The 10,878-nt window shown below is 53.8% G+C and carries 12 protein-coding genes; 9 read left to right on the top strand and 3 right to left on the bottom strand.

Annotated elements, in window-relative coordinates; translation table 11 throughout:
* Nucleotides 1–175: 175 nt before the first annotated feature.
* From xthA to QMN38_RS01925, 7 genes are all read left to right on the top strand, one after another.
* Nucleotides 176–982, top strand: a complete 807-nt coding sequence (gene xthA, locus QMN38_RS01955; protein WP_116360166.1) for an exodeoxyribonuclease III — start codon at nt 176–178, stop codon at nt 980–982.
* Between the two features lie 220 nt (nt 983–1,202).
* Nucleotides 1,203–1,862, top strand: a complete 660-nt coding sequence (locus QMN38_RS01950) for a TVP38/TMEM64 family protein (RefSeq protein WP_323604580.1) — start codon at nt 1,203–1,205, stop codon at nt 1,860–1,862.
* Nucleotides 1,863–1,867: 5 nt separating this feature from the next.
* The gene (locus QMN38_RS01945; protein WP_416348249.1) at nt 1,868–2,569 is read left to right on the top strand and encodes a TVP38/TMEM64 family protein; all 702 of its coding nucleotides are present in this window, start codon (nt 1,868–1,870) and stop codon (nt 2,567–2,569) included.
* Between the two features lie 26 nt (nt 2,570–2,595).
* Nucleotides 2,596–3,765: an ABC transporter substrate-binding protein gene (locus QMN38_RS01940; protein WP_323604373.1), complete on the top strand. Its 1,170-nt coding sequence runs from the start codon at nt 2,596–2,598 to the stop codon at nt 3,763–3,765.
* Nucleotides 3,738–5,273 carry an ABC transporter permease family protein gene (locus QMN38_RS01935; RefSeq protein ID WP_271441137.1) on the top strand — a complete coding sequence of 512 codons (1,536 nt, stop codon included), beginning with the start codon at nt 3,738–3,740 and terminating at the stop codon, nt 5,271–5,273. Before QMN38_RS01940 ends, QMN38_RS01935 begins: the two co-directional genes overlap by 28 nt.
* Nucleotides 5,273–5,905, top strand: a complete 633-nt coding sequence (locus QMN38_RS01930) for an ATP-binding cassette domain-containing protein (protein ID WP_323604372.1) — start codon at nt 5,273–5,275, stop codon at nt 5,903–5,905. The genes QMN38_RS01935 and QMN38_RS01930 overlap by 1 nt, the downstream gene beginning before the upstream one ends.
* 88 nt (nt 5,906–5,993) lie before the next feature.
* On the top strand, nt 5,994–7,301 hold the full coding sequence (locus QMN38_RS01925) for a sulfurtransferase (protein ID WP_271454278.1): 1,308 nt from the start codon (nt 5,994–5,996) through the stop codon (nt 7,299–7,301).
* Between the two features lie 44 nt (nt 7,302–7,345).
* On the opposite strand, the gene QMN38_RS01920 is transcribed toward QMN38_RS01925, so the two are convergent.
* Together QMN38_RS01920 and QMN38_RS01915 are read right to left on the bottom strand one after the other, a co-directional pair.
* Nucleotides 7,346–7,969, bottom strand: a complete 624-nt coding sequence (locus tag QMN38_RS01920; protein WP_271449109.1) for a CDP-alcohol phosphatidyltransferase family protein — start codon at nt 7,967–7,969, stop codon at nt 7,346–7,348.
* A complete protein-coding gene (locus tag QMN38_RS01915) occupies nt 7,962–8,531 on the bottom strand; it encodes a carboxymuconolactone decarboxylase family protein (protein WP_323604371.1) in 570 nt (189 codons plus the stop codon). The genes QMN38_RS01920 and QMN38_RS01915 overlap by 8 nt, the downstream gene beginning before the upstream one ends.
* A gap of 81 nt (nt 8,532–8,612) precedes the next feature.
* Between QMN38_RS01915 and QMN38_RS01910 the strand changes: the two genes are divergently transcribed.
* Nucleotides 8,613–9,026, top strand: coding sequence for a pyrimidine (deoxy)nucleoside triphosphate diphosphatase (locus QMN38_RS01910; protein ID WP_271441176.1), 414 nt, complete (start codon nt 8,613–8,615; stop codon nt 9,024–9,026).
* Here QMN38_RS01910 and QMN38_RS01905 read toward each other — a convergent pair.
* Nucleotides 8,986–9,261 (bottom strand): YnjH family protein, encoded by a 276-nt coding sequence (locus tag QMN38_RS01905; protein ID WP_137383420.1) that lies wholly within the window; start codon nt 9,259–9,261, stop codon nt 8,986–8,988. The two genes, QMN38_RS01910 and QMN38_RS01905, sit on opposite strands and share 41 nt — an antisense overlap.
* Nucleotides 9,262–9,497: 236 nt before the next feature.
* On the opposite strand from QMN38_RS01905, the gene gdhA reads away from it, so the two are divergent.
* Complete coding sequence (gdhA, locus tag QMN38_RS01900; protein WP_137383421.1) at nt 9,498–10,841, top strand: NADP-specific glutamate dehydrogenase; 1,344 nt, start codon at nt 9,498–9,500, stop codon at nt 10,839–10,841.
* The last annotated feature ends 37 nt before the right edge of the window (nt 10,842–10,878 follow it).

Below are 10,878 nucleotides of genomic sequence, written 5' to 3'. Positions count from 1 at the left end.
ATTTATCGGAAATTATTGCCCCATAGCGACGCGCTTCGCGCCAAAACGGTGCAGTTTTTGCTCCATCGTTAACACCATTAGCAATCATTGTTGGAATCAGGTGACAAGAAGCAGTCAGTTCGTAGAAATTCTGCTACCATCCTTGCACTATTCATCTTACAAAGTGGCAGCGACTATGAAATTTGTCTCTTTTAATATCAACGGCCTGCGTGCCCGACCTCATCAACTGGCAGCCATTGTCGAAAAACACCAACCGGATGTTATTGGCTTACAGGAGACAAAAGTTCACGACGATATGTTCCCTCTCGAAGAGGTAGCAAAATTGGGCTACAACGTTTTCTATCACGGTCAGAAAGGCCATTACGGTGTGGCACTGTTAACCAAAGAAACACCGATCGCAGTGCGCCGTGGTTTCCCGAATGATGACGAAGAGGCTCAGCGCCGTATCATTATGGCGGAGATCCCGTCTCCGCTTGGCAACATCACCGTCATCAACGGCTACTTCCCACAGGGTGAAAGCCGCGACCATGAAACTAAATTCCCGGCAAAAGCGGCGTTCTATCAGAACTTACAAAACTATCTTGAGACGGAGCTGAAACGCGATAATCCGGTGCTGATCATGGGTGATATGAATATCAGCCCAACCGACCTGGATATCGGCATCGGAGAAGAGAATCGCAAACGCTGGTTGCGTACCGGGAAATGTTCCTTCCTGCCGGAAGAACGCGAGTGGATGGAACGTCTGTTAGGTTGGGGACTGGTGGACACCTATCGTCACGCGCATCCTGATAAAAACGACCAGTTTTCGTGGTTTGATTACCGCTCGAAAGGCTTCGACGATAACCGTGGTCTGCGTATTGACCTGCTGCTGGCAAGCAATCCGCTGGCGGAACGCTGCGAAGAAACGGGTATCGACTATGAGATCCGCAGCATGGAAAAACCGTCCGACCACGCGCCAGTGTGGGCAAAATTCCGCGTCTAATCATCAGCATTTTTTCGCTCTCCGGGCCTCGCCTGGAGAGTCAGTATATTCTGTGCAAAATCAATAAAGCGACGGTAATACATTGTTGCGAGCGGGATTTTAATATATCTTCGCGCGCACTTTTCGCTGGTGAAAGCGCTTCATCACCCACGGATTTACAGGAGACCCCCCATGAAAAAGAAGTTCGCATAAGGCAGAATACCGACTGCTGATTGTGGCAGTGCTATTCTGCGCCCTGGCTGGGGTTTTCCACTATTTTGGTCTGTCTGACCTGATAACCAATCTCCATCATTTACAAGCTGTCATCCGCCAAAGCGGGCTGTTCGGCTACGCGCTTTATATTCTGCTCTTTATCGTCTCGGCACTGTGCCTGATACCTGGCAGCATTCTGGTGATTGTCGGCGGTATCCTTTTCGGCCCACTGGTTGGCACGCTCATCTCTTTACTGGCAGCAACCGTTGCCTCGGCATTGTCATTTTTACTGGCACGCTGGCTTGGGCGGGAACTATTACTGAAACACGTCGGGCATACGGCGACGTTTCAGGCGATCGAAAAAGGGATTGCCCATAGCGGTATCGACTTTCTGATCCTGACCCGTCTCGTCCCCCTGTTTCCTTATAATATTCAAAACTATGCTTACGGACTGACGGCCATTCCGTTCTGGTCATTTACTCTGATTTCAGCTGTCACCACGTTACCTGGTATCTTTATCTATACGCTGATGTCACACGAACTCGCCAGTGAAGGCATCACCTGGGCGTTTATCGTTAAACTCAGTGTTGCAGGCTTTGCCTTGTTTGCCCTTGTGCAGGCGGCAAAAGCCTGGGCCCGATATAAACATGTCTACCCCTCTGCAAATCGAGAGCTTGCCGGTAAATGAGAACGCTGAATAAGACACAGTTAAGAAAGTGTTGCCGGGCTGGGTTCATTGCCCTGTTGGTCGTCGCGTTAATGGCGTGGGCATGGCTGCCCGACGTGAGAGACTTTCTCACACAGAGCCTGACTGCGTTTACCACGCTTGATCAGCATGCTCTTGAAAATTTCATTCGTTCCTGGGGTCCCCAGGCCGCGGTCGTATCGTTCTTCCTGATGATTTTACAGGCGATCATCGCCCCGCTTCCCGCCTTCCTGATCACCTTTGCGAATGCCTCATTGTTTGGCGCATTCTGGGGAGGTGTTCTCTCCTGGACCAGTGCGATGGCGGGGGCAGCACTCTGCTTTTTTATCGCCCGGGTGTTCGGCCGCAGTGCAGTAGAAAGATTAACCGGTAAAACGGTGTTGAAAAATATGGACGCCTTTTTTGAGCGCTACGGTAAACACGCCATTCTGGTCTGCCGCCTGTTACCTTTCGTTCCATTCGATCCGGTCAGTTACGCCGCCGGCCTGACGTCCATCCGCTTTCGTCATTTTTTCATCGCCACCGGTATTGGCCAGTTGCCCGCCACTATCGTTTACTCATGGGCTGGTAGCCTGCTGACCGGCGGCACATATTGGTTCGTGACCGGGCTGTTTATTCTGTTTGCCCTGAGTGTCGTGATTTCAGTGGCAAGAGGCCTTTATCTTGAGCGGCACAGGAAGCGTTCCTGAAGCCTCCATAAACGACTGGAGATACTATGCGTTACTGTTTATTGTGCCTGAGTTTGCTGCTCTCTCCGCTGGCGACCTTTGCGCAGAGTGATAACTGGCAGCACATCAAAAACGACGCCCGGGGTCAGACGGTGTGGTTTAACGCCTGGGGAGGCGATAACGCCGTTAATCAGTATCTCGACTGGGTTAGCGGTGAGATGAAAACACACTATGCCATTAACCTGAAAATTGTCCGTCTGGCGGATGCCGCCGATGCTGTAAAACGCATCCAGACCGAAGCGGCATCAGGGCGTAAAACAGGCGGTTCGGTTGATCTCCTGTGGGTCAATGGCGAGAATTTTCGCACGCTGAAAGACGCTGGTCTGCTGCAAACGCAGTGGGCGCAAATGCTGCCCAACTGGCGCTACGTGGATACCCAACAACCGGTGACTGAAGACTTCGCCATTCCAACTGAGGGTGCCGAATCTCCGTGGGGTGGCGCGCAGTTAACCTTTATCGCCAATCGGGATATCACAGAACACCCCCCTCGCTCTGCGCAGGCACTGCTGGAGTTTGCGCGAGCGCATCCCGGCACGGTGACCTATCCGCGCCCACCCGACTTTACCGGTACCGCTTTTCTCGAACAGTTGCTGATTACGCTCACTGCAAAACCACAAGCACTGAAAAGTGCTCCCGATGCAGCCACGTTCGCCGAGGTTACCGCCCCCTTGTGGCAGTATCTTGATGCTTTACATCCCGTACTGTGGCGCGAAGGGAAAGACTTTCCCCCTACGCCTGCGCGGATGGATGCCCTGCTGAATAGCGGCACGCTGCGGATGTCGTTAACCTTTAACCCCGCGCATGCACAGCAAAAAATCGCTCGCGGCGAGTTACCGAAAAATAGCTATAGTTTTGGCTTCTCTCAGGGCATGCTGGGCAATGTGCATTTTGTCACCATTCCCGCTAATGCGCGTGCCAGTGCTGGGGCGAAAGTGGTGGCTAACTTCCTGCTCTCGCCTGAAGCGCAGCTCCGCAAAGCTGACCCCACCTTTTGGGGCGATCCTTCAGTGCTTGACCCCAAAAAATTACCAGCCGAACAGCGGGAGGCGCTACTGGCTCGAATCCCGAAAGGACTCCCCGCTGTCCTGCCTGAGCCACACGCAGCCTGGGTAAATGCACTGGAACAAGAATGGCTACGCCGTTACGGTACGCATTAATTCTGCTGCTCTGGGCCTTCATGACGGCAATCTATTTGCCGCTGGTCCCTGCGGCTTTTACGCTAATTGCGCCAGCGCTTTCCATTGCACACTGGCTGGCGCTGTTTGCCGATCCCCAACTCCTGCAAGCGCTACTGGCGACACTGGTTTCTGTCACGCTGGCAGCCACTGGCGCGCTCAGTATCGCCCTGCTGACCGTTCTTGCATTCTGGCCCGGCGCCAGATGGGTGCGGCTTTGTACTCACCTCCCCTGGCTGCTGGCGGTTCCGCACGTTGCCTTTGCCACCAGCACGCTGTTACTTTTTGCCGAAGGCGGCATGCTCTACCGTCTATTGCCGTTTCTCAGCCCACTATTGGACCGCTACGGTGTGGGTCTGGGCATCACATTGGCGGTGAAAGAAAGCGCTTTCTTGCTCTGGATCCTTTCCGCTTTATTGAGTGACAAGCAGTTGTCGCAACAGGTCATCGTGCTGGACTCTCTGGGTTACAGCCGATTGCAGTGTCTGAACTGGCTGGTACTGCCCTCTATCGCGCCAGCGCTAGGGAAAGTTATGCTGGCGATTGTCGCGTGGTCGCTCTCCGTCGTGGATGTCGCCATCGTCCTTGGCCCCGGCAACCCGCCAACACTCGCGGTATTGAGCTGGCAATGGTTAAGTCAGGGCGACGCCGACCAGCAGACAAAAGGCGCGCTCGCCAGTTTGCTGCTGGTGCTGTTACTGGTCATTTTTGCGCTGGCGGGCTATCTGCTCTGGCGCGGCTGGCGGCGCACAATTCCGGCAATCAGCGGTGTACGCCTGCATTTTTCATCCTGTACAGCCGGACGCTCGCTGATACAGCTTCTGCCCCTCAGCGGCATTGTGTGCGCAGTCGTTTTGCTCCTGATGGCAGAATACTCATCGCTGAACCGAGATGCGCTGATCAATAGCCTGCTAATGGGGCTTCTGGCCAGTACGCTTGCGCTGGCCACGCTGTTGATATGGCTGGAATGGGGGCCACAAACCGGGCACCGTTGGGTCTGGTTGCCCATTATCTTACCCGCGTTACCGCTGGTCACCGGGCAATATACGCTGGCGCTATATGCCCAACAGGATGGCCAGTTTATCACGGTGGTCTGGGGGCATTTATTGTGGGTAACACCGTGGATGCTGTTTGTGCTTAAACCTGCATGGCAGCGTATTGACTCGCGCCTTATTGTGATTGCGCAAACGCTGGGCTGGACACAAAACCGCATCTTCTGGCAGGTAAAATGCCCGTTGATTCTGCGCCCGGCACTGATTGCTTTCGCCGTAGGATTTTCGGTGAGTATTGCCCAGTACATGCCAACATTATGGTTGGGCGCAGGTCGTTATCCCACACTCACGACCGAAGCCGTAGCATTAAGCAGCGGTGGCAGCACCGCTATTCTGGCGGCACAGGCGCTATGGCAATTGCTGTTACCGTTGGTTGTTTTCGCACTCGCAGCCTCGCTCTCCGCCTGGGTTGGCCGCTTTCGACAAGGACTCCGCTAATGCTCATAGTGAAAGATGTTTCCCTGTACCTGGGTTCAACTCCGCTGCTGACGGGCGTCAACCTTCAGGTCAATAAAGGTGACATCGTCACTATTATGGGGCCTTCGGGTAGCGGCAAGTCTTCACTATTTTCGTGGATGATTGGTGCGCTCCCCGATCAACTTCGTGCCTCCGGTCAACTATGGCTCAATGAACGGCGCATTGACACATTACCTACCGCACAGCGCCAGATTGGTATTCTGTTCCAGGATGCCCTGCTGTTTGATCATTTCAGTGTTGGGCAAAATTTATCACTGGCACTACCCGCTGACCTGAAAGGTACGGCGAGACGCGATGAAGTGGAACATGCCCTTGAGCGCGCGGACCTGGCAGGCTTTTATCATCGCGACCCGGCATCGCTGTCCGGAGGGCAACGCTCACGCATCGCCCTGCTTCGCGCCTTGCTGGCACAACCGCAGGCTTTGCTGCTGGATGAACCCTTCAGTCGCCTGGATGCGTCACTGCGGGATACGTTTCGCCTGTGGGTTTTCACCGAAGTGCGGAAGTTGGGGATACCTGTGGTGCAAGTAACCCACGATACGCAAGACATCCCCCCGGCAGGCCGTGTAGTACAAATGGATTCCTGGGCGTGAATGTGGCGTTATGCTGCGTTAACGCAAGGATTTTACTTAACCGGCGGCACACAATGTCGTCCTCTTTTTTTCAACGTCGGGCTATTCGATGAAACGTGTTTCTCAAATGACCGCGCTGGCACTGGCTTTAGGGCTCGCTTGCGCTTCTTCCTGGGCTGCTGAAACAGCACAAACGCTTACCCTCAACCAGTTACAGCAAAAACAAGGCGCGGCAATCGATACCCGTCAGAGCGCTTTTTATAATGGCTGGCCTCAGTCGCTCAATGGCCCTTCCGGGCACGAACCCTCCGCACTGAATCTGTCTGCCGCCTGGCTCGACAAGATGAACGATGAACAACTTACCGCCTGGGTTCAGGCACATCAGTTAAAAGCCGATGCGCCAGTGGCACTGTATGGCAACGACAGCGATGTGAAAGCCGTCAAAAACCGCCTGCAAAAAGTGGGTTTTAACCATATTTCGACCCTTAGCGATGCGCTACAGGACCCTGCACGCTTGCAGCGCCTGCCGCACTTCGAACAGTTGGTCTACCCACAATGGCTGCACGATCTTCAGCAAGGTAAAGACGTTACCGCAAAACCGGCTGGTGACTGGAAAGTCATTGAAGCGGCCTGGGGTGCGCCAAAATTTTATCTGCTGAGCCATATTCCGGGTGCGGGATACATTGACACTAACGAAGTGGAAAGCGAACCGCTGTGGAATAAAGTCTCCGACGAACAGCTAAAAGCGATGCTGGCTAAACACGGTATCCGCCACGACACCACGGTCATTTTGTATGGCCGCGATGTGTACGCCGCCGCACGCGTGGCACAAATCATGCTGTATGCGGGTGTAAAAGATGTTCGCCTGCTCGACGGTGGCTGGCAAACCTGGTCCGACGCAGGTTTACCCGTCGAACGCGGCACCCCACCGACGGTCAAACCAGAACCGGATTTTGGCGTCACGATCCCCGCCCAACCACAATTGATGCTGGATATGACACAGGCTCGCGGCTTGCTGCATCGCCAGGATGCGTCACTGGTCAGCATCCGTTCATGGCCAGAGTTTATCGGTACCACCAGTGGATACAGCTACATCAAGCCAAAAGGTGAAATCGCTGGCGCTCGTTGGGGCCATGCGGGAAGTGACTCCACTCACATGGAAGATTTCCATAATCCGGATGGTACGATGCGCAGTGCAGACGACATCGCCGCAATGTGGAAGCAATGGAACATTCTGCCGGATCAGCAGGTCTCTTTCTATTGCGGTACCGGTTGGCGCGCCTCAGAAACCTTTATGTACGCCCGCGCAATGGGCTGGCAAAACGTGTCGGTCTATGATGGCGGTTGGTATGAGTGGAGCAGCGATCCGAAGAACCCGGTAGCCAGCGGTGAACGTGGTCCGGACAGCAGCAAGTAAGATTGGCATGATTGCCGGATAAGCGTATCCGGCAACGCAATACGTTACGCCTGACGCTGAACCGCTTTCAGCGTCAAATATCCACTCCAGATCCGGGTGAGTGTTGTCATCCAGCACAGCGCGCCAAATATCCATGCCATCAGGGCAAAATATCCCGGGAACAGGCAGCCCAGCACAAACAACAAAATGGTCTCGGTTCCTTCGGTCAGCCCGCCCAGATAATAAAACGACTTATGCGCATAGCCCGGATTATCAATCTGGTGTTTCGCCGCCAACGCGGCAAAGGCGAGAAAACTACTCCCCGTTCCGATAAAGGCGAACAACAGCCAGCTGCCGGCCAGCGCATTCAGCTCCGGTGCGGCCAGAATAAAACCAAACGGTACTAAGGCGTAAAAAAGAAAGTCGAGCGAGATATCGAGAAACCCGCCGGCATCAGTAAGCCCCCTGCGCCGCGCCAGCGCACCGTCCAGTCCATCAAACAGACGATTTAGCACGATAACCACCAACGCCGCCTGATACCAGCCTAAAGCCAGAAACGGCAACGCCAGCACGCCAATGGCAAAACCAACCAGTGTCAGTCCATCCGGCGTAATTGCAGGCTTATCAATAACCCGCACACACCGATGCAAAAGCGGTTTTAAGCGCGGATGAAGATGGCAGTCAAGCATGTGGGCGTCCTTTGAAGGTGTCGCACAGTCCCTGCGAAGGAATATCAAGGGCGGCATTAAAGCGCGCCGAGAGATTTTGGAACGCAATCAGCGCGGTCATTTCAGTAATGGCATCCTCGGTAAAATACAGCTTCATTTGCGCCTTTAATGCCTCATCAACCCGAGGCGGCGTGGCCGTAACGGCATCCGCATAAGCCAGTGCGACACGTTCTTCTTCACTGAACAGCGTCGATTCTTGCCAGGCAGCAACCTGCAATACTTTATCCAGTGCGCCACAGCGTTCAGCCAGACGTAAACTGTTGGCATCCACACAAAAGGCGCAATGGCACACCTGAGAAACACGAGTCATCAACAATGCTCGCATCACCGGCGTTAAGCGCGCCCGCTTACGCTCCAGGAAGCCAACAAACAGCGCCACCAGCCAGAACAGAAATGGCATTCGCCCCCACCAGCGCGTGGGATGTAGCACATCGCCATAGTGTTTTTTCTGTGTTGCAACAAGCGGTTTCAAACTGGAAGGGATGCGCGTCAACGGTTTTACCCATGACTGAGGTTCATTCAACGGTTGCTCCTGAATACTTTTGGTCAAACCCATGGTTAACTATATTATGTCATTTTCTGCTGTTAGATCTTGATGAATATGATGAAAACCCTCGACGTGGTCGCTGCGATTATTGAACGTGATGGCAAAATTTTACTGGCTCAACGCCCGCAGCATGCAGATCAATCCGGTATGTGGGAATTTGCTGGTGGTAAGGTTGAACCTGGAGAGAGCCAGCCACAGGCGCTGGTCCGTGAATTACGTGAGGAACTGGGTATCGAGGCTATCGTTGGGAATTACGTCGCCAGTCATCAGCGCGAAGTATCAGGCCGATTGATACATCTGCATGCCTGGCACGTGCCGGCTTATCAGGGCGAGCTTTACGCCCATGAGCATCAGGATTTGGTCTGGTGCTCACCCGAAGAGGCGCTACGTTATCCACTCGCGCCTGCCGATATCCCGCTATTAGAAGCGTTTATTCTTTTACACGCCGCCAGACCAGCGGGTTCGTGCTGATGGTTTTCTCATCGCGCTGGCACTGTAGCAGCACGCCATCGGCTTTCACCACCGCCCCTTCTGAATAGTTTTGATCCTGATAAATGCAGCACTGATTACAGGGCTGCGCGCGCTGGCCGCTGGAACTGAACACTTCCGGCGGCACATTCACTTGCACATCCGGACGATAAAGCTGATTTGCCAGTACCCCGTTGGATAACATCACCAACGCACCTGCCATGATTAAACGGCGCATATTCTTTCCTTTTTAACTGACATCTATGCTCAGTATAACGGTATAAACCGGCAGAAACTTTAGTTCCTCCATCATCGTTTTTGGTTATGAGCAACGCCGCGATATTAATTTACTTAGCGGGATTAATTTTTTCTTGCGTCTCGTCACACTGCTGATGGTATAGTCAAAAACTGCAAAACACTTAACACAAATATCAAAAATATAACCATATCAATACATAAGAGGTTCTTATATCTATGGATCAGACATGTTCTCTGGAGTCGTTTCTCAACCATGTACAAAAGCGCGACCCGAATCAGACCGAGTTCGCGCAAGCCGTTCGTGAGGTAATGACGACACTGTGGCCGTTCCTTGAGCAAAACCCGCGCTATCGTCAAATGTCCTTGCTGGAGCGTCTGGTTGAACCTGAGCGCGTGATCCAGTTCCGCGTGGTCTGGCTCGACGATCGCAATCAGGTACAGGTTAACCGTGCGTGGCGCGTACAGTTCAGCTCCGCAATTGGCCCGTACAAAGGCGGCATGCGTTTCCATCCTTCGGTGAACCTGTCGATCCTGAAGTTCCTCGGCTTTGAGCAGACCTTTAAAAACGCACTCACCACGCTGCCAATGGGGGGTGGTAAAGGCGGTAGCGACTTTGATCCGAAAGGTAAAAGCGAAGGCGAAATCATGCGTTTTTGTCAGGCGCTGATGACGGAACTGTTCCGCCATTTAGGGCCTGATACCGACGTCCCTGCGGGTGATATCGGCGTGGGCGGTCGTGAGGTCGGCTTTATGGCCGGGATGATGAAAAAGCTGTCCAATAACAGCGCCTGCGTCTTCACCGGAAAAGGCCTTTCTTTCGGTGGCAGTCTGATTCGCCCGGAAGCAACGGGCTACGGTCTGGTGTACTTCACCGAAGCGATGCTCAAACGTCATGGTCTGGGCTTTGAAGGGATGCGTGTGGCTGTTTCCGGCTCCGGTAACGTTGCACAATTCGCCATTGAGAAGGCGATGGAGTTTGGTGCGCGTGTGGTTACCGCCTCCGATTCCAGCGGTACCGTGGTTGATGAAAGTGGATTTACAACAGAAAAACTGGCGCGTCTGTGCGCAATTAAAGACAGCCGTGACGGTCGCGTGGCGGATTACGCCCGTGAGTTTGGTCTGACCTATCTGGAAGGTAAACAACCCTGGTCTGTTCCGGTTGATATCGCCCTGCCATGCGCAACCCAGAACGAACTGGATGTCGATGCCGCACGCGTACTGATCGCCAATGGCGTGAAAGCCGTCGCCGAAGGCGCAAATATGCCGACGACCATCGAGGCCACCGATCTGTTCCTGGAAGCAGGCGTTTTGTTTGCGCCAGGCAAAGCCGCTAACGCAGGTGGTGTCGCCACATCCGGTCTGGAAATGGCGCAGAATGCCGCGCGTCTGGGCTGGAAGGCAGAGAAAGTCGATGCCCGTCTGCACCATATCATGCTGGATATTCACCACGCCTGTGTCGAGTACGGCGGTGAAAGCAAACAAACCAACTATGTGCGCGGCGCCAACATCGCAGGCTTTGTGAAAGTTGCCGACGCGATGCTGGGCCAGGGTGTGATTTAATTCAGAACTGTAGCTCCCGTAGGCCTGATAAGCGTCG

The organism is Citrobacter sp. R-1.5.2 (assembly GCF_035064245.1).
Taxonomy (GTDB): Bacteria; Pseudomonadota; Gammaproteobacteria; order Enterobacterales; family Enterobacteriaceae; genus Citrobacter.
Note: the sequence above shows the minus strand (reverse complement) of the source record. Positions and strands in the feature narration are given on the sequence as shown.

Excerpts from the sequence above, each read along its gene's own strand:
- QMN38_RS01910 (WP_271441176.1), top strand. The coding sequence starts at position 8,613 with ATGAAAACCCTCGACGTGGTCGCTGCGATTATTGAACGTGATGGCAAA.
- QMN38_RS01935 (WP_271441137.1), top strand. The coding sequence starts at position 3,738 with ATGGCTACGCCGTTACGGTACGCATTAATTCTGCTGCTCTGGGCCTTC.
- QMN38_RS01920 (WP_271449109.1), bottom strand. The coding sequence starts at position 7,969 with ATGCTTGACTGCCATCTTCATCCGCGCTTAAAACCGCTTTTGCATCGG.
- QMN38_RS01925 (WP_271454278.1), top strand. The coding sequence starts at position 5,994 with ATGAAACGTGTTTCTCAAATGACCGCGCTGGCACTGGCTTTAGGGCTC.
- xthA (WP_116360166.1), top strand. The coding sequence starts at position 176 with ATGAAATTTGTCTCTTTTAATATCAACGGCCTGCGTGCCCGACCTCAT.
- QMN38_RS01930 (WP_323604372.1), top strand. The coding sequence starts at position 5,273 with ATGCTCATAGTGAAAGATGTTTCCCTGTACCTGGGTTCAACTCCGCTG.
- gdhA (WP_137383421.1), top strand. The coding sequence starts at position 9,498 with ATGGATCAGACATGTTCTCTGGAGTCGTTTCTCAACCATGTACAAAAG.
- QMN38_RS01905 (WP_137383420.1), bottom strand. The coding sequence starts at position 9,261 with ATGCGCCGTTTAATCATGGCAGGTGCGTTGGTGATGTTATCCAACGGG.
- QMN38_RS01940 (WP_323604373.1), top strand. The coding sequence starts at position 2,596 with ATGCGTTACTGTTTATTGTGCCTGAGTTTGCTGCTCTCTCCGCTGGCG.